The sequence below is a fragment of the Methanospirillum stamsii genome, assembly GCF_003173335.1.
Classification (GTDB): Archaea; Halobacteriota; Methanomicrobia; order Methanomicrobiales; family Methanospirillaceae; genus Methanospirillum; species Methanospirillum stamsii.
This window is the reverse complement of record NZ_QGMZ01000005.1, coordinates 1-22,094: the sequence shown is the minus strand read 5'-3', so window position 1 is coordinate 22,094 and position 22,094 is coordinate 1. Positions and strand designations below refer to the sequence as shown.

Below are 22,094 nucleotides of genomic sequence, written 5' to 3'. Positions count from 1 at the left end.
ACTCCATTCATAACTCCCTCACTTTTTCAGGGAAAATTGAGACATTTCATGATTCATTGATGAAACGGCACTATTTATCGCATCAATGACACTATTTATCTGGGCAACTACCGCAAGAGCCTCTTCACTGGTAGCAGACGAATGAGTCGCATCATCTGCAGTCTTCTTAACCAGGATACTCATCTCATTTGCACTGGCGGTAATTTCTTCAAAGGATGCAGCCTGTGATTCTATCGACTGGGCTACAAATGTCATTTTATCAGAAATTGTGCCCACCGATTGAGAGAGTTCCTTAAAAACATCAAGGGTAATTGCAAGAGCACGGTTTCCGTCTTCAACTGCTTTTACAGACATGTCAATAGCATTACCAGCTTTCTCAGATTTGGACTCCAGGGCCTGTATCATATCTGAAATTGATTCTGCCGAGGATCTGGACTCCTGGGCAAGAGCTTTCACCTCTGCAGCAACTACCGCAAAACCTCTTCCGGCTTCACCCGCTCGTGCAGCCTCAATTGCAGCATTTAATGCCAGAAGGTTTGTCTGATTTGCGATATCTGTAATGATGTTAACTATTTTTCGGATCTGGCTCATCTCATTCTGGATTTCAGAAACAATAACATCAACTTCATGAGAGGAGGATGTTATACTCTCCATTCCCTTTTCTGCATCTCCGGCTGATTCTATCCCTTTTTGTGCAAGATCGTTTGTTTCAACCGAGAGCTTTGAGGCTTCATCGGTACTTGCAGCAATTTCACTGACCATGGTTGTCAGGTCTGACATTCCCTGCAGAACCTGATCTATTCCCTCCAGAGCTTTGTCTGCATTTTGAGAGGTTTGCTCAGCATTTTTGGCAATCTCCTGAGCTCCACGGCTTACATCATCAACCCCGGTTTTTGCGTTTGATGCATTATGGGAGAGTGAATCTGCTTCTGATTTCAGATTATGAATTGCATCAGATATAGAAGTACCAATGGTATTGAGTGCATCTTTAAACCTCAAAAATTCTCCTTTTACAGGGATTTCAGGATTAAACTCTGCTGAAAAATGATATCGGGAATACTCTTCAGAAACCCGGTATGCCTCCCGGACAGGTTCCATGACACTATCAAGAACCCGGTTCATCCCCTCAACAATATGACTGAATTCTCCCTTGTGCCTCTGGATATCAGCCCGTACATCCAGTGTTCCCATGAGAGCAGAATCAGAGAGCAGATTTGCGTCCTCTATCATTATTCTGATGGAATCTATTGCATCTTTTAAACTTACATTGATTTTTTCAAAAAGTTCAAATGCATCATGAGTAAATTCATCCGGTTTTGATACCGTAAAATCCAGATCAAAAGAACCTTCAGAGAGAGATGAGAGATTTTTTGCAAGCCGGTTTACTTCTTTATGAAGAAAACCATTAAGTTGTTCCATCTCTTTTATCTGCCTTTTTTGAGTGGTAACATCAAAAATTGTTGTCTGAAGATATGTTTTATTGTCAATATTTACCCGGTTTAATCCAACATCGGCATCAAATAGAGTGCCATCTGGTCTTTTGTGTACCCACTCAAACCTTTGGGTGTTACCTTTCATCGCCTGCGAAATATAGAACATAGATTTCTGATCAGAAGGAGAACCATCGGACTGAAACTCAGGTGAAAAGAGACCTGGGGGTTTCCCAATCAAATCGGACTCTTTTGAAATTCCAAATATTTCGAACGCAGCCTTATTGCAGTAGGAAAAAACCCCCTCATGGATAAGAAGAATTGCTGCTGATGCACCGTTCAGAATATTGCGCAAATCTTCCGTCTGTCGTTTCTTATGTTCGATATCGATGATATTGGTCTGTAAAAAGACTCTCCCATTCATCATAATTCTGGCCAGTGTTACTTCAGCAAAAAAAGGCGTCCCATCCATCCGGGTATGAATCCATTCAAATTTCTGTGGATTACCATTCATTGCATCGGTAATAATTGCAATCGCTTTTTCATTTGATGACTGCCCATCTGATTGTACAGCAGGGGAGAGAATTCCTGGAGGTTTGCCAATAATCTGGTTCGGACTTGATGCTTTAAAAATCTGAACTGCCGCCTGATTACAATACACAAAGATCCCGTTCTCAATTAAAAGAACCGCAACAGGTACTTCATTGAGCATTTCAGGACACATCTGTCCAATAATTTCAATCTCACTATCAGTCATGCAAAACCCCGTATAGTGATAATAATTTACACATTATTTATAAATACCTGTGAAACCACCGATTTTAACCGGTTAGATTTTACAGATTTACCACTATATCCATCGTTATTTTCAAAAAAGGAGATAGGTATAAAATTCTGAAGGGCGTGAATGAATCGCACTTTACAAAAATAGAATTATTGGAAAACCATTTATTGCCAGGAAAGTCTGAACTAAATTTTTTACTATTTTTTAGAGATAGAAAATCGAGCAGATACCATAGAATGTCTCTTGGAATTATTCCCATCAGATCTGATAATAGTGAAACAGGGAAACGTATATAAAAAATACAGAAACAGCGATAAATCTGCACGCCTTCTTTTATAAGGCAAACAACGTCTCAAACACAGTAGTATAAAAATTTATCACCCCTTTCTTTCCACTGGAGATGCGCGATAGACAGTAAGACTCATCGTATCTCCTGAAGTCACAAAAGGTAAACACATCAAAATCAAAATCTTATGAATTATTTCTGAATTGTATGATCAATTTTTCACTTCGCCCTGATATCAGAACAATGCATTCATCGATTATTTCGAATGGAATAAATTATGAGTATCACGCATATTTCTCAAAAAAACAAACAGAGATAATAATTCGACGAGTGCATGAAGGAATTATAACGGTAGATGTTCCAATCGGAATGCAAAAACAAGAGATCGAAAATTCCATAATCAGATACCTTGAAAATATCCAAAAAGTCCAGGATGGATCTGCAAGGAATGAACCTGAAGTAGATAGGGGAGGAACAATTCATATCAGGGGATTTGATATCCCCTACACAGTTACAATCAATCGTCGAAGAAAATCTCCTTTTATATGTTCATGTGAGAATGGTGCATTCAGGATTGAATTACCCGAACCCGTATCAGAAGATAACATAAAAAGAATCCTTGAATCTGAAAAAGACTGGATATACCGTGAATACCATCGCTCACGACCAGAAAGCCCTCCGGAGGTGGAACACCATACAGTCTGGATAGAAGGAACTGATGTCCCGTATATCATCCGGAGAAATTCACGTCTGAAACGGATAACACTGAGGATACATAGAAATGGAACGATAGAGGTAGCAGCTCCCTTTGATGCAGAAACTGAACGGATAAAACAATTCGTACAGTCGCGGACTTCATGGATTGCACCAAAAATCAGCCTTAATCCACAAGCGCATCAAGAATCCGGATGCCCCCATGAAACAAAACCGGGTTTTGAGGCCGGGAGCAGTTCGGGTACAGTTGAAATCCAGGGGCATGTCATTCCATACCAGATAATTCGTAATAAACGTGCCAGAAGGGTAATTATAAAGATAGACCGGGAAAAAAATGTCCGTGTTGTCTGCCCGCTTCACGTTCGGATACCAGATATCGCAACATTCATGAACCAGAAAGCAGACTGGGTCTATGAAAATACCATTGGGAGTTCCCGTCCACTTCCTCCCAGGCGTGAATATCGGGACGGAGAAATATGGCCTTTTTTGGGCGACACCATCATAACAAGAATTTCAACCGGAGAAAAACCTTCATTTCATAAGAAAGAAAAGGAACTCTATCTCACAATTCCTTCAGATTTCACCGATTACCACAAAACAGAAGTAATAAAAGAGATGATGTCTGCTTTTTATGCAGAATCTCTCCACCAGTTTTCTCTTCCCCTTTTTCAGTCCTATGCACAGTTACTTGGCATAAAAGTCCCCCTGATTAAAATGCGTGACCAGAAAACCAAATGGGGGGCATGTACAGCACAAAGTATAACCTTAAATCTCAGGCTGTGTATGGCCCCCACGGGAATTATCGAATATGTCATTGTGCATGAATTATCACACAGGATACATCCGAACCATTCCCAATATTTTTGGAATACTGTTGAGCAGATCATGCCTGATTACCGGGATCGGAAGGATGCATTAAAAAAAGAAGGGTATTCCTGGGTTATCTGATACATATCCAAAATTTTTTTTGAAAATTTGTTACTCCGGAGATCTGACATCTCCCCTTACATATGACGTGACTATTCCTATCAGTCCGAGAACAATAAAAATCTCCAGGATTATGGTAGTACTTTTCATAAGTTCCTCATATACTGCCGGAGTTATCTCAACTGTTCCGATGATGATTGAAAAGACCATCATTGCAATGGCCAGACTGATAATCTGGCCGATATATCTCATCGTTGAAACCATCCCTGATGCCATGCCAAGGTCCCTGACATGGACTGAACTCATAATGGCATTTGTGTTGGGTGAAGAAAACAGACCATATCCAAGTCCGAGTACTGCAAGACCTGCGAGAACAAAGAGGACCGAAGATCCGGGAAGCATTATGAGTAGTATAAATAGTCCGATAGTTGTCATTCCCATACCAATGGTAGCGATGATTGCCGGTTCAACAGAATCTGATAACCGGCCGGCAAGGGGAGATACTACCATCTGAACCAGAGGTTGTGCCAGTAGAATCAGACCGGTGGTTGCCGGGTCAAACCCACGATTATACTGGAGTGATAAACTGACCAGGAAACTGACAGCAAATACTACGGCATAATTAATCATTGCTGCAATGTTGGAAAAAAGAAATGTCCGGTTTCTTTGAAAAGTCTTTAGATTTATAAGGGGGGTTTTCTGATGTAATTCCCAGCGGGTAAAGAAAAAGCCAATCAAAAGCCCGCACCCTATCCAGATAAAACCTGTGGGCGATGGGAGCTGAGTCAGACCAAACATCAGTCCGGTAAGCATACACCCATAGAGTACTGCCCCAGCTGAATCAAAACTGACCGGACCCTCATCCACCCATTCATCTTTAAGATACCATACGGTAAGGAGAACTACGAGGATAGCAAGGGGAACGTTAAGTAAAAAAATTGAAGGCCACCCAAATAACTGGGTAAGAAAACCACCCAAAACCGGACCAGAGGAGAGACCAGCATATACCGTAGCGGTGATGATTCCAATTGCTTTTCCCCGTTCCCCCGGAGGAAAAACTACCGTTACAATAGCCATGGATGTTGAAAAGACCATTGCTCCACCCAGGCCCTGGATTATCCTGGCAAGAATGATGACTGTCCCGGACCATGAAACGGCTGCGAGAAGAGATCCGATGGCAAACAGAACATTGCCAAGAATAAAAACACGTTTTCTTCCATATATGTCTGCAAATCGTCCGAACGGGAGCATGCAGACTGCAGCAACAAGAAGATAGGCAGTAGTAACCCAACCGAGAGTTACCGCATCAAGAGAAAATTCAGAACCAATTGCCGGCAGAGCGATATTTATTGAGGATACCGTATATGGAACAAGAAATGATGCCAGAGACGATATAAACAGGAGGACTCTTTTTCCGGCCTGACTATACATGGGTTAAAGAATGAGACATGAAATAGTATCAAGATGTTTATCTTAATACCGGAAATCGGTTTTTTCTTATGTGCCTTCACAGTCCAAACTTCTTATGTGCTCCCAAAATAGATAGATGAGTATGGTAATAGGTCACAACTTTACTTTTTCCAGCCAGGAAGATGCAAACCAGTTACTGAAGTTTTTTAGAAAAGAAGGGATTTCAGCTCGAATTGAACCAATCCCACAGACATCCTATTCTTTCATAATCAAAGGCAGGTATGAAAGTCTCCGCAGTTATCTTTCCGATTGCATGGAGACCATCTGTAACACCGGAGAAACAACTGATAATACGAGCAATCAGGAAGCATCAGATGAAAACGGTTCAGATGTTCATGATGAAATGGACCTCTCAGCTGAAGAGAGAAAAGAATTTTCGGAAGAAATTCAGGCGATTCTGGAATTTTTACTGAAACAAAAGGATCAGGCAACACGGATACTAGAGGGAAAAAATACCGGAGATGTTGCATTTGAGCCTGCATTTTCAGAAAATGGGCAAAATGAAGAGGATATTAAAGCATATATGAGATTTCTCTTCGAAAACAAAATCCTGATGGATAATGGCTTATTTGACTTTACTGATAATCTGCTTCGGTTTAAAGAAATTAAACCGGTGGATGAACTAGAATATACCGTCGGCATCTCTCCAGGTTTATTTCCCGATGATGAGCAACTTGACAAATATGAGATTACCCGGATAAAGAAAATTAACGCTGAAATTGATTACACTGTCAGGGCAGGCCCGGAGATTATTGGAAACCTCGATTTTGAGAAATTGAAGAAAGAACTTGAGTTAATTGGAGAGGAAGAGGATTATTACATCCATGCTGCCCACTCCATTGCATTAAAAAGAGATATTGTGAATTATGTCCTTTCTGTGATGGATGATAGCGGCGCAGAAACGATTGATGATCTAGCTGAGGAACTGGATATGTGTCCAGGTGAATATGAAACCAACGAACGGTCGATCATTACCTATGATATTTCGTATGACTTTGTATCAGAGATAATCGAAGATCTGAAAAAACTTGAGATCATCAGGATTAAAGGAAATAAAATTAAATTCAGCAAAAAATAAGAGTATTATCTCTTCTCTATTTTACCCGGAGAATGGTGTATTCTCCTTTATGTAAATCCATGAGCCCTCTTTTACATGTAACATTGTAGAATCGACCGATGGGGAGCCTTCAACCAATGGAGCCGTATACTGCTGGACTGATGCATCATATCCAACAAGATATGACCAGAGTGAACCAAGCGGGCCAAGAACCGAACCTGCAGTCCGGTCGGGTGAGAGAATACCAATACAGTTCCAGCCTTTTTCCAGAGTTCGTGGAGTTATAGTCCCATTTCCTGATGTAAGGGGTATCTCCACTGGTGAGACAGAATAAATCCAGAATCCATGTAACGGATAGAAGAGATCATCGGCTTTCATGGTAACCCATGAAGAAGAACTGCCATTATAAGAAAGAACTGAGTGCCCTGAAGAATTAACACCTGAAAAGATTGCCATGGTATTATTTCCGTCAGCAAGGACATATGGGGCAGATATAAAATTCCATCCGGAAACAAGGTTTATTGAGGTAGTATTTCCAGGTGAACTGATAACAACCGGGACTGAACCGGATGATGCTTCACCGATATCTGTAAGATTCTTTGGCATGGAGGCAGCATAGAGAGTAAAAGTTCCATCACAAGGGACTGATTGTGGAACGACCCAGTTATATGCCCAGGTATCATTATCTGAAACCATAGCGGAATCAAATCCAGATGGAACATCTGATAGCACCGGAGTAAGTGGAGATCCAAGAGAACCACCGGATGCAGGGAGCCCAGTTCCCGTCATAAACAGGTAGGTTATATCAGATACACTGTTTTTTCCGGAAAGGGAGACTGAATTACCCCGGTGAAATGGCTGGGTTCCTGCTGCCATGATGTTTACCGGCATAGTTGAATCGACGGTAACTGTGCAGGTATCAGCAACATACCCGGCATCTGTTTTTCTTTCAATCGAAGGAGTGTATGAGGTACTCTTCGTTGCTGCAGAGGTATTCCAGAGTACACTCTTCTGACCGGTGCTGTCAAGTTTTACCATACCATAAAACTGAGTTCCATTATAGACTGAATCATGGGGAACATCATCACGGATGGTTTTTCCAGCCCCAGCAGAAAAGACATAATTACCAATAATAAATGGTCCGGGAGTGGCATCATGAGTGACATTCTCCTGTCCGGGAGTTATTACCGGTGGCTGATCACCAGGTTGTCCGGACATAAAGCTGGTCCCTTTCATCCAGAGATAGTACTCAGTATTGGGAGATCCGGTGATGGTAGTTACAAATGATTCTCCAGGGACAACCTGCTTCGGATTTGCATCAATTAAAACGGCATCATCAACAAGAGTAACCGTTTGAGCAATTGAGACCGTTTTATTCGTATAATCTGATCCATCCGGAGCTTTGTAATTGTCCTTCATATCATTGAGGTTGCATTCTGCACGGAATTTATACACCCCGGGTTTATAAATAAGGGTTTCATTCAGGTCTGTAGCAGAAGTATTCCATCCATCATTTATATCCGGGACAGAGTGATCATCGAGAAGACCTATCCAGTACCAAAGTGGTTTATCGACCTGTAACTGGTTCAGAGGATGAACTTTTCCGAATGATCCCACAAGAAAATCTTCTGAATCTCCGGCCGGGTCGGTCATTGTTATCTTAAACCTGCTGTCTGAAGGGAGGTAACCGGTTCTGTTTAGAGCAGGATACAGATTCGTTTCAATGACAAAAGTTCCGAAATCGTCCCTTTTGATATCTTTTCCAGTCACATCTTCATCGTTTGAGATATCCAGAATTTTAAGAGAGAGTGATGGATCATGGATTGTAAAGGCCAGAGCACCCTTCTGGTTACCAATCCACTGATACCACTCACCTGTTTTTAATACGAAAAATACTGGATCCACGAAAAACACCTGTGGAGATGATATTGGAAGAACAACATCCGGAGTAACATTTCCTTCATTACCACTCTGCCACCAGGCTATACTTCCTGCTGTTCCAAGGGCAGAACTGACATCCAGATGATTTTCTCCGATGAAAAGAGAATCCCCAGCGCTTATTTTGTTTGTTGCCCGGACTGCCGGATCAGAATTCTGTTCAGCAGTTATTGCTCCGGCATTTAGTTCATTGCTCTCCTCTCCTGCGGATGTAATCGAGAAAGAAGGGACAGAAACAAGCGGAACATTCGCATTTCCATCAGCGATTACACCAATGGAGAAAAGACACACCATCAGTATAAAAAGATAAACACTACCCCTCAGCATACAAATCATGGGGATGTTGGTTTTATAAACGTAAGAATTATTCGCACATCACAATAAAAATACCCTGACGAGGACATGCAATTTGGCTGATGATGTCTGATAGATAGGAGTCTTATCACCCATTATGGGAAAACAGAAAATAAAAAAATAAGAGATGTATTTTTAGATTACAGAGAGAAACCCGACTCATACCCGAAGGATTTCTGGAAGTTTTTGATACCTCCGGACACTGATGCCTTATCTGACCACTGATTTGTTGCGGATGGTTCATCAGAATCGCCCCTGGCTTCCATAATTGAGCCTGCAAACGAAGTTTTTACGGTTCCTTCTGCAAACCCGGATGATGATCCCGAAACCGGCGTTACCGCTATCTGATAGAATAATGCTGCCGGAACATCACTACTTGCTGCAACAGCTCTGATTCCACCTTTTGTTGAAACCTGACCACTGTTGAAGTTTATCAGTTCACTCTTCGCTTTCACCACATTACAAAACGCCGGAAGAACATCACTTTTTGCAGATGCGAATACACACCGGATGGAATCATCAGTATCGGCAAAGTTACCTGCAACATCAAGACTCCATTCTTCACTGCCAACAAGGAATGAACCGTCAATACTCTCATAAGTAAGCACTTTTTCAACCTCAAGGTTGGAGAGGCCATTCCCCTTATTCTGAGAATCAAATCCAAGATCCTTATTTAACATAAGATGACCCCCGTTGGTTCGAATAGAATCAGCGAAGGTTACAATCGCAATCGACTCTCCCGGAATCAACTTTCCATCATGTATACTACCAGTCAGAGTATCTTCACTTTCAGCATATGAAGATGAATCAAGTGAATCAAGGATGCCCCTCCAGGTCATTCCCCACCAGGGATCTGTTGACGCAATATCCGGAAGTGCAAGGTCATCCAGGAGATAATCAGGCACCGTAATAGAACTCAGGACTCCTGAATCAACCGAATAGGTAAGCCCGGAAGTTGATGATTTGGCACTGGCAAGAGCCGTCAATTGATTTGAAGTCAGATTATGTGCACCAGATAAACTACTCATTGTAGATGTTGTCACGGGTGTTTCAGAATAATCGATAGTCCACGACATGGATGAACTGTCAGATACAAATCCGACTACATCAATAATGGTTGAAATGGATATTTTCTGGTTTTCCGGTACCTGATATGGCAGTCGGTCTGCACTTACGATACCGGACAATAAAATAAAAAACAAAACCATTTCGAATACAATTTTTTTTATCAAAAATTCACTCCTTGTCTATGCCCTGGATGGTGACTGCTTTACCATGATCTTAGCACCAGATACAGGTCAGTTCATGAGTCAGGATCGGTTGAATACTATAAACAGATATCCCAAGGTCAATTCTCTCAGTACCTCATTGTCCAGTTTTTAAGTAGTTTCCTCTAGGGAAAACCAGGAGAATCACCTTTAAAATTAGGCAACCTCTGATTTTATCCTGTTAAAACTGGGTTTAAAAAAATCAGGGGGTTACTGCCCATGCAGGAAGATCAAACGATATACCAAGTGCCCACAGGACAATAGTGTACATAAACAGGGTTACCAGAAGAATACCTAGGATATTTAAACTAAACCCGGTTCGCATCAGATCCCGCATTGTCAGGTATCCGGTACTATATGCAACGGCATTTGGAGGTGTTGCAACCGGAAGCATGAATGCCAGGGATGCTGTGAGAGCAGCGGTAAGCATTAAAATCGCCGGATTTATCATGAGACTCACCGAGGTTACAGCCAGAATAGGCATCATAACAGAAGCTATTGCAGTATTGGATGTTACTTCAGTCAGGAATGAAACCAGAATGGCAACCAGAAGAACAATAAATAACACATCCAGTATGCTCAATGCAGTAAGGTGCTTTACCAGTTCATCGGCAAGTCCGGATTTTATAAAGGCCTTGGATAAACAGATACCTCCTCCAAAGAGAAGAAGAATACCCCATGGAATTTTTAAAGCGTTTTCCCAGTCCATTGTGTATTCATGGGTTCTGATATTTATTGGAAGCAGAAAGAGAAGGATTGCTCCAAACATCGCGATGGTTGAGTCATCAATGCCAGGAAACAAGATATCCAGACCTGGAATGGTGATTTCTCCGATTTTTTTGGTACTGGAGAAGATCCACATAAGAGCAGTCATCACAAAAACTATCAGGGTCCACCGCTCCCCCGTAGTAATCGGGCCGAGTTTTTTCTTCTCCTGCAAAATAATATCCCTACTCTGGGGGAGTTTAGAGGGAAGATGGCGGTATGGGCCGTAAATCAACCAGAGCCAGGTCAGAGGGATAAAAATTGCAACAAGAGGAATACCAAATAGCATCCAGTCTACAAACCCAATCGTCGGGGCATCAGGAAACAGCGTTTTAAGCTGGGCAAGAAAGATACCATTCGGGGGAGAGCCAATAATGGTGCCAAGACCACCGATGGAAGCTGCATATGCAATGGAAATGACCAGGGCTTTTGCAAAATCAAGACCCCCTTCTTCCCCACTCTCTTTTTTAAAGGCATCAACACCAATAGTCCCGATTATTGCAACGGCAATTGGAATCATCATCATTGCGGTTGCGGTATTTGAAATCCACAGGGAAAGAAAAGCAGTCGCAATCATGAATCCGAGAATAATCTGGCGCGGACTGGTCCCGGTCAGTAGTATAATGGAAAGTGCAATTCTCCTATGCAGGTTCCACTTCTGCATGGATGCTGCGATGATAAACCCACCCAGAAAAAGAAATATTGTTTTGTCAGCATAGGGTGCACAGGCTTCCGCTGGTGTAAGAACACTAAATAGGGGAAACCCCACCAGAGGAACAAGAGCAGTCACCGGGATTGGAACAGCTTCAGTTATCCACCAGATGATCATCAGTATGGTCACTGCAGCCGTAGCCTGAATTTCCCAGGATATGAAGATTGATTCGGGCATTATCATGATAAGGGCGGCTACTACCAGACCCAGAACCAGACAAAAAAAGTTCTTCATTTCCTATATGTTTGGATCATGGAGATTTAATCCGTCCGAATTATCTTTTCCGAACTGCAATATGTACATCAGTTATCAAATGAAGAAAAAATCCGATATAATAATTCAGTCAATCCATAGAAAACGTGGAAACGGGGATGATGAATACGCTAAACCTTTTTTAAAATGGGCAGGCGGAAAAAGTCAGCTGCTTTTGGAATTTGCAGAAAGACTACCTGCTGGACTTGAGCAGGGGAGCATAACCAGGTATGTTGAACCTTTTGTTGGCGGGGGAGCAATGTTCTTTTACATTGCCCAACTCTTTCCATTGAAAGAATCGGTTATTTGTGACATCAACCCTGAACTCATCCTGACCTGGCAGACGATAAAATATGATGTTGAATCTCTTATCCAATTGTTGACAGATCTCCAGATAACATATGATTCCCTGGACCAGAATAAGAGAATGGATCTTTTTTATCAGGTCCGTGACTCTTTGAATAAAGAACAGAAAAAATTTGACTACAATACATACCATAAAGAAACGATAAGAAGGGCATCTCAACTCATATTTCTCAACAGAACATGTTTTAACGGACTTTTCCGGTTAAATTCAAAGGGGGAATTCAACGTTCCTTTTGGGAAATATAAAAATCCAACCATCGTGAATGAAAAAAACCTGCGAAAAGTGTCAGCATTACTCAGCAACACCACTATTATCCAGGGAGACTTTAACCAGTGTCTTCAGTATGCAGGTCCGGGTGCATTTATATATATAGATCCCCCCTACCGGCCTCTGAATCAAACCTCAAAATTTACCGGATATTCCCAGGAAGGCTTTTTTGAAAAAGATCAGATAAGGTTGTCTGACTTTTTCACTGATGCCCATAAAACCGGGGCACAAATAATGCTGAGTAACTCAGACCCAAAAAATGAAGATCCATCTGATCATTTTTTTGACGATATATACAGGGATTATACAATTGAACGGGTCCAGGCAAAACGGATGATTAATAGTGATGCAGAAAAACGAGGATCAATAAACGAACTTATTATCCGGAATTACCAATAAAAATAAGAGATTTATCCGACAATACTCCCACTTCCTGAACTATAAAGCCAGTACCCCTGCATCGGTTTTACCATCCGGTCATCATCCTGATCACCTGATCCTCCATTGAGAATGGGTGTTTCATACTGCTGGATGGTTGAATCAAACCCGACAAGATATTTCCAGATATCCTGAATAGGGGAGAGTGCCTGTTTTGCACTGACTGATTCTTTAGAGGGAAGGCCAAAAGTATTCCACCCTGATTTCACTTCTTTTATAACCTGAACCGGTGATTTTATGTAACTCAGGGATATCGTATCTTCTTTAGTCGAATATACCCAGTATCCGGTCATGATGGAAAGGAGATCTGTTGCCTTAAGAGTAATCCAGCCATCCGGGTTTTTATACGCAAGAACGGAATGACCCCCGGAACTTACCTTTTCAAAAATAGAGGCAGTATCACTTCCTGAAGCAAGAGGTCGTGGAACTGACACAAAATTCCAGCCCTTGTGGAGTGATATTACATCTTCAACCGAGAGGGATTGTAATGCAGAAGTCAGGTTTACACGTCCGTTTGCTGCAACCCTGCCCGAAAGTGATGACACCGGATCTGAATGACTCATAAGAAGGTTTCTCACTTCCAGGGGTGATAATTTGTTATCGGTCTCAAAGATCAGGGCAGCCATTCCCGCTACCATAGCAGTTGCCTGTGAGGTCCCGTTTAAATAAGTATATCGATCACCACTACTCTGCATAAGGGAAGTACTGTAGATTTGGATACCTGGTGCAGCCAGATGGACACTGCTTCCATAGTTTGATGTCGATGAGAGGGTATCATCGGCATTGGTTCCAGCTACTCCGATAATATTGTCCAGATTGTATGAAGAGGGATAATGTGGTGTTATATCATTACTCTGCCCATTATTACCTGCAGCACATACAAAAAGTGCGGGAGATGCGGTTATCGTATCTGATAATGCCTGTGAGTATTCCGTTCCTCCAAAAGAGCAACTTACAATATCTGCCCCTACCTGTGTGGAATACTCAATTCCTTTAATAATATCTGAGGTGTATGCAGTCCCCTGTGCATCTATTGCTTTTACTGCAACAATTTTTGTTTTCCAGGAAACTCCGGAGGTTCCAATTCCATTATTGCCGACTGCACCGATTAGTCCGGCACAATGAGTTCCATGTCCGAAATCATCCATTGGATCATAATCCTGGTTGATAACATCATATCCATGTTCTCCATTTGGACCGGTCCACATATTGGAGACAAGGTCAGGATGTGTATAATCCACCCCGGTATCCAGAACTGCAACGAGTACTGTTCCGGAACCGGTCGTAATATCCCAGCCATTGACCACTCTTCCATCTGAACCGGCTTTACCCGGAATAACTCCTTCCCGGTATACCTGACCGGTATTCTCCAAACCCCACTGTCTCCAGAACTGTGGATCATCCGGCACCTTTGCAATAGTCCAGAGGTAGTCCGGTTCGGCATACAATACACCGGGTGTTTCAGATATTTTTTCTACTGCTTCATCCCTTGATATTCCGGATGTATTACACAGAGCAAGCCCGGGCATTAACGTAGATCCTAAATCTTCAACTACCTGTATACCCTCGATGGAGATATCAGAAAGGGTTGAGACATCTGAAACGTTGTACCTGACCAGTATCCGGCCTGAATTATCCTCACCAGAATAAGAAATAGCAGCTGATTCTGATGAAAGAGCGGAAGGACTATCATTCGTACCAAGAGACTGATTTGTTTGTGTTTTAACAAAAGGAACAATAGGAACCTGTGTTTCATTAATAATCTGGTTGTAATCCGGGGTATCAAAAAAAACACGTGCTGAAGGATGCCAACTTGAAACTGGTTCTGAAACTACAGAATTCATAAAAAGCAGAGCAATAATCGTCAGAAATAACCATCCTATCGGTCTTCCCATCTCACTCACTGTTGAATGATTACCGGGAGAGTAGATAAGGTTTCATACTTTACCACCGATTAAATGTTAGGGATCGAGGGAATATGAGCTACTCACTTCTTTTTGTAGATGATGATAAGGAGATCTGTACGATTGCAAAATCTTTTCTTGAAAAAACTGATTCCTTCAAAGTTGCCACCGCTGACTCCGTTAAAGAATCATTTCACCTGTTAAAGAAAAATCATTATGATGCAATCATCTCCGATTTTAATATGCCTGAAGAGGATGGAATTTCCTTTCTTCGGGAGGTAAGAAGTGAGGGCAATAAGATCCCCTTTGTCATACTCACCGGCATGGGGAAAGAAGAAGTAATAATTAATGCCCTCAACAGTGGAGCTGACCTTTACTTTGTAAAGGATGAAAGCCCGAAAGAACTGTTCGGGTTGTTATCCGAAAAACTACTCCAGGTAATTAAATCCAAGCAGGCAGAGATTGTTTTTCATGAAATATTTAACCAGTCACCGATAGCAATTTTGCTCTACAATTCTGAAGGCAAATTAGTTCAGGCAAATCCAGCCTGTATGAAGATGTTTAATGTATCAGATAAAAGCGAGATAGATCTTTTTGGGAATTCTACCGATCAGACAATACCAATGGATATGTTAACGGAGCTTAAAACCGGAGAACAGATTGATTACACCATTCCCATTACGATAAACCGGAGGGATATAAAAAATGATAGTGAGAAGTATACTTTGGAAAAACGTTTTATCAATATTCTCATCACACCAATTTCCCTGTCATATCCGGATATAACCGGCGAATTTCTGATACAACTGCAGGATCTGACCGAACAAAAACTCTCAGAATTTACCCTGAAAACCAGTGAAGAGCGATACAGGAGCTTTTTTGTAAATAGTCATTCGATTATGCTGATTATTCATCCGGAATCAGGGAAAATTATGGATGCAAATGCAGCTGCCTGTTCATATTATGGATATACCCATGATGAACTTCTCAACATGAATTTTTCCGTCCTCCATACCCATGAGATGGATGAATTTAATCATAATATGCAGCAGGCAATACAAAAAGAAAAATCAATTTTTTACCTTGAACATCGTCTTTCTTCAGGAGAAATCCGGGATGTTGAGATCCATAGCGGCTTTATCACAATTGAAAATCAGAAGGTACTCTATGTAATCATTCACGATATTACCGAAAAAAAACGTTCTGAAGAAGCCCTCATAATAGCGAATAAAAAACTGAATATGCTATCTTCCATAACCAGGCACGATATTCTCAATGTTCTTACCGCTCTTATCGGGTACCTTGAATTTGCAGGAACTGAAACTTCAATTGAAGAGACCAGAGGATTCATTTTAAAAGCACAAATGGCGTCAAGATCCATCCGTCACCATATTGAGTTTACCCGTGACTATCAGGACCTTGGAACAAAGGAACCGGTATGGCATGACATAAGGGCAATTTTAAAAAGTTCTGCAAATCTTGTCAATGCAAAACACGTTAATATTCTGTTTGATGATTCCACTCATCTGGTTGTCCTTGCAGATCCTCTTCTTCTGAAGGTAATTTATAATCTCCTGGAAAATGCAGTACGACATGGTAAAAAAGTGACAAAAATCACCAGCTCATGGCATAAGGGAGAAGATGGAACCCTCAAATGGATCATTGAAGATGACGGAATAGGGATCCCTCATTCACAAAAAACCCGGATTTTCGCCAGAGAGGTCGGGTCTAATACAGGTCTTGGTTTATTTCTTGCTCGTGAAATCCTCGCCATCACAGGGATTGCAATTGAAGAAAATGGTGATGAAGAAAAAGGAGCACGATTCACCATGACCATTCCGGATGGAAAATACCGGATTGAATAACTATTAAAATATAACCCCGTTAACGGGGACTACATAGTGAAAATGGGTGACTATCGGGAGGACTTTGCAGTCCAGTTATTCCCATCGACAGCGATTACAATGGTCCCATTTACATCGGTCCTGAATATTTGTGATCCTTGTTTTTCTATTGCATTCATGGTACCGGACCTTGGATAATCATAAGGATTGCCTGAACCAACAGAGATCACCACCGCCTCAGGTCTGACATTCGATATTGATGATATTGCATCATCAGAACCATGATCCGGAACCTTCAATATTGTAGCAGGAGTTTTCACATCCGATGCATCACCAGGCATGAGTACAGTTACATTTTGAACGGTTATCCTCAGCACAAGTGAATCTTCATCAGGATGGCCAGTCAGGGTGTATGGACTGATGATATCGATACCAGCCATCGATGTGAATGGAATCTTCATCCCTGCTTTTACAATGGAACGAACCGCCTGATCAGATATCACCAGCTCAATTACCTTTCTATATAAATCTGAATTATACGGCTCACCATTATCAATGTATGTCTTCACCTCAAATGTCTGTAGGACATCTATCATTCCTCCGATATGGTCATCGAACGGGTGAGATGCAATAACCATATCAAGGGTTGAAATATTTTGTTTTTTCAGGTAATCAACAAGTCGTGGTCCTGATGTTGAAGGCCCTGCATCGATGAGAACATTTTTTCCATCACTCTGGATAAGGGTTGCATCTCCCTGGCTGACATCAATGAAATGAAATAAAACCTCAGGCTTTTGTGTTGGAACGGGTATTGGGGTCGCGATTGGAGATGGAATTGTAACCTGAGGAATTGGGGTCTCGGTAACCAGAGGGGTTACTTCAACCACAGGAGTATTAGGAACACCAGATATTCCCTGAATCATACCATCCTGAATCGAAAAGCCTGGCACAAACCCGGACAACAATGCAAATGCAAGTAATCCTACGGTGACCAGACAGGTCAGACTTATGAGTAGTGCCCGGATTATCCGGCCGGGTCTTTTTTGTTCGGTCAGTTCCATCATTTTTGGATTTTTTCTGATGGTGGGGGGAGATTTTGCACGAATTAAATTCCGCTTATAAACTGTATTTTCAGGGTCGAGTGAGAGAGCATTTTCAAAGCAATGTATGGCACTATCTTTATGAGCAGTTTGGGAAAGTGCAACACCAAACGCATTCCAGGCTTTATGGTTTTTATCATCCTTTTCAACAAGTTCCGAAAAAATATCAATAGCTTCTTCTGTTTTTTCGTTTTTCAGGAAAGATATCCCTTTATTAAAAAGTTCCTCATCCGGATCCACAGCCATTTCCTGGTGGATATTTCGCAGATAACAACATAAACCCTCTCATCAGCGAGGGTCCGACCAGGTGATGAATTGTGAATCGATAAATCGGAATCTATTATTACTTCTTGACACCATACTGCTTGTTTTAAGATACACAATTAATCGTATGCGAGATAACTGGTGGCCGGCATGAACGAAAAGATGACAATAATCGCAGGGATTATCATATTATGTCTCATTGCTCTAATATTTGTGATGATCCAAATCAAACCGGATACATCAGAAAAAATTACACTGGAAGATAAACTGGACAGAATCAACAGCAGGGGAACACTGATAATCGCCACGGATCCGGCATCCTCGCCATTTTCAGAATTAATACCCGGGTCAGAGAGAACTGCAGATTCTAAATGTGAACCGGCAGCATATACCTCAGATGAACTTAAAGGCTTTGATGTTGCTGTAGGGAGTGAAATTGCAAAGAGAATTGGAGTGGAGCCATGTTTTGTAACTCCCATCTGGACCAGAATCGTTAATGGTGACTGGGCAGACTCATGGGACATCAGTGTTGGATCGATGTCTATTTCCAATGAACGGATGGAAAAACTTTTATTTACAAAACCATACAACTCTGCCCCCGCCCTGGTTTTTGTCCGCCAGAGTGACCAGCAATATCAGGATATAGAAGATTTGGCAGGAAAAAGAATAGGAGTTTGTGCTGGCTGTGTTCAGGAAAAGTACCTTGAAGGTAATCTGACCCTGCCAGGTGAAACAATCAGATGCAAAATACAGAATGCTGTTCCGGTGGCATATAACTATGAAACCCTTGCCTTTGCTGATCTTTCATCTAATTCCCTCCCGAAGATAGATGCAGTTATATCTGATGCCCCTATTGGAATGGCATCGATTCGTCAGGGTATGCCTCTGCGTCCATTATCTGAACCGGCATACTACAGTTTTTTCGCTGCTGCCATTGATAAAAAAAGTTCTACCAACCAATGGATCTTTTTAGAGACGGTAGATAAAATCATCCAGGAGATGCATGATGACGGAACTCTCGGAATGCTGGCTGGAAAATATCTTATAGATGATTATACCAAAGAAGCAGGACGTTTTAACATCAGTTCCCTGAAAAAGTTTGAGTAAGGATGGGAAATGACCCTGGAAAAACCCTGGGAAAAGAGTCTTGTTACAAGACTTGTCATGTCTTTTCTAATAATTTCCCTCATTGTCATCAGCCTTCTTGGTTTAACATCATACATTCAGGTAACCAATCAACTGACAGAGTCGGTATTTGATCAGCTCAATACCGTTGCAGCCCAGAAAACACAATATCTGAATACCTGGATTAACGACCAGATTCAGAATATTGTTATGATTGCCTGGTTCCCTGACTTTAGAGAACAGATATCCTGCGTTACGACAAAAAAGGCATCTGACCCTGATTGGAAATCAGCATATCAAAAACTTTCTGAAACATTACAACTGGTATTAACCCAGACCGGTGATTATGAGGAATTATTCATTGCCGGAGATGATGGAGTAGTGCTTGTATCAACCAACAAGGAACATGAAGGAATAAAAAGATTAAATGAATCTTTTTTTACCGAAGGACTCTCAAAAACCTCTCTGTTTCATATATCACCAGCAGACACTACTAAAAAACCTACTCTGATGGTCATTACTCCTGTTTTTGATTCCACAGGTTTTCGTGCGGGAATACTTGCATCACAGATTTCTCTTGCAAAAATTGAACGAATTATCCGGGAAAATGAATACCAGGGTCAAAACCGGGAAACATACCTCATTGATCCATCTCACAATGCAATCACTCTGACTCAGCCAATGAGGGATTATCAATTGATGGGTCCCTTCTTTTCAGAGGGGATCAATGCAAGCATTTCCGGGTATGATGGAAGTGGTATGTATACAAATTACCGTGGTATCCCGGTAATTGGAGTTTATCGCTGGCTGGATGATAAAAAAATCGCACTTATTACTGAAATGAATCAGGAGGAGGCATTTTTGCCTGCAAAAAAGATGGCATGGATGCTTGTTTTTATTGGTCTGCTCCTCTCTTTCATTCTGCTCCTCTGTATTTATCTCATTGCATTCCGGATAGCGCAACCAGTCCTTGCCATTACTGATGCTGCCATACGAGTATCAGGTGGAGAATTAACCGCCACTGCACCGGTTATTACCAAGGATGAAGTTGGAGTTCTGGCCGCTTCATTTAACGAAATGACAAAAAAACTGAGAGTAACAATGGAGGGACTCAGGCAATCCAGAGAAGGGCTTGAGAATCTTGTTAAAGAACGAACCAAAGAACTTGAAAATGCAAAAGAAACTGCTGAAAAAGCAAATAGATCAAAGACCCTCTTTCTTGCGAGTATGTCTCATGAGATTAAGACCCCCCTCAATGCCATTATCGGGTTTAGTTCTCTTCTGGCTGATGAAGTGACCGACATTCATGAGAAGCGGTACATCAGGTCAATTCATACCTCAGGGAAAACATTACTCATGCTTTTAAATGATCTTCTGGATCTCTCCAGAATAGAAGAAAATAAGATGATATTTCTTCTTGAACCTACTGATCTTACCAGATTATGCGAGGAGACCATACTCATTCTTGGATACCGGGCTCAGGAAAAAGGGCTTGACCTGAAATTAGAGGTAACCGAAAAATTACCAGTTGTCCTTCTTGACACTACCCGGATTCGGCAGGTAATGCTCAACCTTATCGGAAATGCAATAAAATTTACTCAATCGGGATTTGTAAAACTCTCCGTTTCAGCAAATCCCGGTGGTGACGAGAAGTATAACATCATCTTTGAAATATCAGATTCAGGTATCGGAATTCCAGAAGATGATCAGGAAAGGATATTCCATGCTTTCGAACAACAAAGTCCATTCACCGCTCGTGAATTCGGGGGAACCGGGCTTGGTCTTGCTATATGTAACACTCTTATTGAGAGAATGGGGGGAAAAATCACCGTTGAAAGTGAGCCGGAAAAGGGAAGCAGATTTATTGTCACTATTCCTTCAGTGCAGGAATATAAACATACATTTCGACAGGAAGAATCAGAATCCACACCAAATGTGTTTTTTTATCCGGCCCGGGTAATGGTATTAAATGATAATGAACCTGAAAGATCCTTACTCTGTAACATATTAAGAAAAATATTCCTTGCACCTATACCTTTTACATCTGCAAGTGAAGCGGTGGCTTTTCTGGTCCACGAACGACCTGATCTTATTATTGCTGAAATGGACAATTCAGGAATGTCAGGTGTTCAATTGTTCCATGAAATTAACAAATTATACCCGGAACAAGGTATTCCCATGATTGTAATCCGAAGTGATGAAAATATAATAGAACCGACAGAGATGTTTGATGGAATCATCACAAGACCGGTAAAATTTGAAAACCTTATCACATTACTGAAGAATTTTCTGCCATACGAGTTAGAATCATCAAAAATGCAGCTTAATGAGTCGATGCAGATGTACAATCCTGATACGAACAGGAATAATGTCAGACAAGATATCTCCGATGAAGTCAGGGATCTTTTTCTTGAGAGAATTGAGAGACTAATTACAATATTTACCGGTGAATCAGCCCGTCAGCTTGCATCTGATATGAAATCATACGGAGAAGAACATAATTTACCTGAATTATTAATTCTGGCTCATGGATTGTCTGATGCAACTGATGCCTATGACATTGGAGAAATTGAAGAAATATTAAAAATTTTTAAAAACTCTTTTTTCTGAAAACTGATACATTTAACACCTGAAATTCTACAGGTTTAAAAATCCAGATAAGAAACAACGCAATGCTTTTTTCTCACTAAGTCATATTCAGAATTTACATAAGAATTATGGTTTTGAGACAAAAGATCCATACACATCAGAGTGATCTTAAGGTATAATTGACAAAAAATTGATTACGAATTGGTGATGAAGTAACACATTTTCTGTTTTTACATAAT

13 protein-coding genes are annotated in these 22,094 nt (G+C 41.3%); 6 read left to right on the top strand and 7 right to left on the bottom strand.

Annotation, left to right across the window (positions count from 1 at the left end; all coding sequences use genetic code 11):
- Nucleotides 1–18 precede the first annotated feature (18 nt).
- Nucleotides 19–2,187 carry a methyl-accepting chemotaxis protein gene (locus DLD82_RS01600; RefSeq protein ID WP_109939363.1) on the bottom strand — a complete coding sequence of 723 codons (2,169 nt, stop codon included), beginning with the start codon at nucleotides 2,185–2,187 and terminating at the stop codon, nucleotides 19–21.
- Nucleotides 2,188–2,707: 520 nt separating this feature from the next.
- Here DLD82_RS01600 and DLD82_RS01595 point away from each other — a divergent pair.
- Complete coding sequence (locus DLD82_RS01595; protein ID WP_109939362.1) at nucleotides 2,708–4,162, top strand: M48 family metallopeptidase; 1,455 nt, start codon at nucleotides 2,708–2,710, stop codon at nucleotides 4,160–4,162.
- A gap of 30 nt (nucleotides 4,163–4,192) precedes the next feature.
- Here the strand turns inward: DLD82_RS01595 and DLD82_RS01590 are convergent, their stop codons facing one another.
- Nucleotides 4,193–5,572 (bottom strand): MFS transporter, encoded by a 1,380-nt coding sequence (locus DLD82_RS01590; protein ID WP_109939361.1) that lies wholly within the window; start codon nucleotides 5,570–5,572, stop codon nucleotides 4,193–4,195.
- Nucleotides 5,573–5,693: 121 nt separating this feature from the next.
- Between DLD82_RS01590 and DLD82_RS01585 the strand changes: the two genes are divergently transcribed.
- Complete coding sequence (locus DLD82_RS01585; protein ID WP_109939360.1) at nucleotides 5,694–6,689, top strand: hypothetical protein; 996 nt, start codon at nucleotides 5,694–5,696, stop codon at nucleotides 6,687–6,689.
- Between the two features lie 21 nt (nucleotides 6,690–6,710).
- On the opposite strand, the gene DLD82_RS01580 is transcribed toward DLD82_RS01585, so the two are convergent.
- The 3 genes from DLD82_RS01580 to DLD82_RS01570 form a co-directional block, all read right to left on the bottom strand.
- Nucleotides 6,711–8,933, bottom strand: coding sequence for a DUF3821 domain-containing protein (locus tag DLD82_RS01580; protein ID WP_181391195.1), 2,223 nt, complete (start codon nucleotides 8,931–8,933; stop codon nucleotides 6,711–6,713).
- A gap of 167 nt (nucleotides 8,934–9,100) precedes the next feature.
- Nucleotides 9,101–10,192 (bottom strand): hypothetical protein, encoded by a 1,092-nt coding sequence (locus tag DLD82_RS01575; RefSeq protein ID WP_109939358.1) that lies wholly within the window; start codon nucleotides 10,190–10,192, stop codon nucleotides 9,101–9,103.
- 238 nt (nucleotides 10,193–10,430) lie between these two features.
- Nucleotides 10,431–11,939 carry an SLC13 family permease gene (locus DLD82_RS01570; RefSeq protein ID WP_109939357.1) on the bottom strand — a complete coding sequence of 503 codons (1,509 nt, stop codon included), beginning with the start codon at nucleotides 11,937–11,939 and terminating at the stop codon, nucleotides 10,431–10,433.
- A gap of 79 nt (nucleotides 11,940–12,018) precedes the next feature.
- Between DLD82_RS01570 and DLD82_RS01565 the strand changes: the two genes are divergently transcribed.
- Complete coding sequence (locus tag DLD82_RS01565; RefSeq protein ID WP_109939402.1) at nucleotides 12,019–12,990, top strand: DNA adenine methylase; 972 nt, start codon at nucleotides 12,019–12,021, stop codon at nucleotides 12,988–12,990.
- A gap of 11 nt (nucleotides 12,991–13,001) precedes the next feature.
- Here DLD82_RS01565 and DLD82_RS01560 read toward each other — a convergent pair whose 3' ends face one another.
- Nucleotides 13,002–14,924: a S8 family peptidase gene (locus tag DLD82_RS01560; protein ID WP_109939356.1), complete on the bottom strand. Its 1,923-nt coding sequence runs from the start codon at nucleotides 14,922–14,924 to the stop codon at nucleotides 13,002–13,004.
- Nucleotides 14,925–15,007: 83 nt separating this feature from the next.
- Here DLD82_RS01560 and DLD82_RS01555 point away from each other — a divergent pair, with 83 nt between their 5' ends.
- Nucleotides 15,008–16,798, top strand: coding sequence for a PAS domain S-box protein (locus DLD82_RS01555; protein ID WP_109939355.1), 1,791 nt, complete (start codon nucleotides 15,008–15,010; stop codon nucleotides 16,796–16,798).
- Nucleotides 16,799–16,848: 50 nt separating this feature from the next.
- On the opposite strand, the gene DLD82_RS01550 is transcribed toward DLD82_RS01555, so the two are convergent.
- The gene (locus tag DLD82_RS01550; protein WP_181391193.1) at nucleotides 16,849–18,117 is read right to left on the bottom strand and encodes an MBL fold metallo-hydrolase; all 1,269 of its coding nucleotides are present in this window, start codon (nucleotides 18,115–18,117) and stop codon (nucleotides 16,849–16,851) included.
- 174 nt (nucleotides 18,118–18,291) lie between these two features.
- Here DLD82_RS01550 and DLD82_RS01545 point away from each other — a divergent pair, with 174 nt between their 5' ends.
- Nucleotides 18,292–19,248, top strand: coding sequence for a transporter substrate-binding domain-containing protein (locus DLD82_RS01545; protein WP_109939353.1), 957 nt, complete (start codon nucleotides 18,292–18,294; stop codon nucleotides 19,246–19,248).
- A 9-nt stretch (nucleotides 19,249–19,257) separates the two neighbouring features.
- Nucleotides 19,258–21,876: a hybrid sensor histidine kinase/response regulator gene (locus tag DLD82_RS01540; protein ID WP_109939352.1), complete on the top strand. Its 2,619-nt coding sequence runs from the start codon at nucleotides 19,258–19,260 to the stop codon at nucleotides 21,874–21,876.
- Nucleotides 21,877–22,094: the final 218 nt, after the last annotated feature.

Excerpts from the sequence above, each read along its gene's own strand:
- DLD82_RS01600 (WP_109939363.1), bottom strand. The coding sequence starts at position 2,187 with ATGACTGATAGTGAGATTGAAATTATTGGACAGATGTGTCCTGAAATG.
- DLD82_RS01595 (WP_109939362.1), top strand. The coding sequence starts at position 2,708 with ATGATCAATTTTTCACTTCGCCCTGATATCAGAACAATGCATTCATCG.
- DLD82_RS01590 (WP_109939361.1), bottom strand. The coding sequence starts at position 5,572 with ATGTATAGTCAGGCCGGAAAAAGAGTCCTCCTGTTTATATCGTCTCTG.
- DLD82_RS01585 (WP_109939360.1), top strand. The coding sequence starts at position 5,694 with ATGGTAATAGGTCACAACTTTACTTTTTCCAGCCAGGAAGATGCAAAC.
- DLD82_RS01580 (WP_181391195.1), bottom strand. The coding sequence starts at position 8,933 with ATGCTGAGGGGTAGTGTTTATCTTTTTATACTGATGGTGTGTCTTTTC.
- DLD82_RS01570 (WP_109939357.1), bottom strand. The coding sequence starts at position 11,939 with ATGAAGAACTTTTTTTGTCTGGTTCTGGGTCTGGTAGTAGCCGCCCTT.
- DLD82_RS01565 (WP_109939402.1), top strand. The coding sequence starts at position 12,019 with ATGAAGAAAAAATCCGATATAATAATTCAGTCAATCCATAGAAAACGT.
- DLD82_RS01560 (WP_109939356.1), bottom strand. The coding sequence starts at position 14,924 with ATGGGAAGACCGATAGGATGGTTATTTCTGACGATTATTGCTCTGCTT.
- DLD82_RS01555 (WP_109939355.1), top strand. The coding sequence starts at position 15,008 with ATGAGCTACTCACTTCTTTTTGTAGATGATGATAAGGAGATCTGTACG.
- DLD82_RS01545 (WP_109939353.1), top strand. The coding sequence starts at position 18,292 with ATGAACGAAAAGATGACAATAATCGCAGGGATTATCATATTATGTCTC.
- DLD82_RS01540 (WP_109939352.1), top strand. The coding sequence starts at position 19,258 with ATGACCCTGGAAAAACCCTGGGAAAAGAGTCTTGTTACAAGACTTGTC.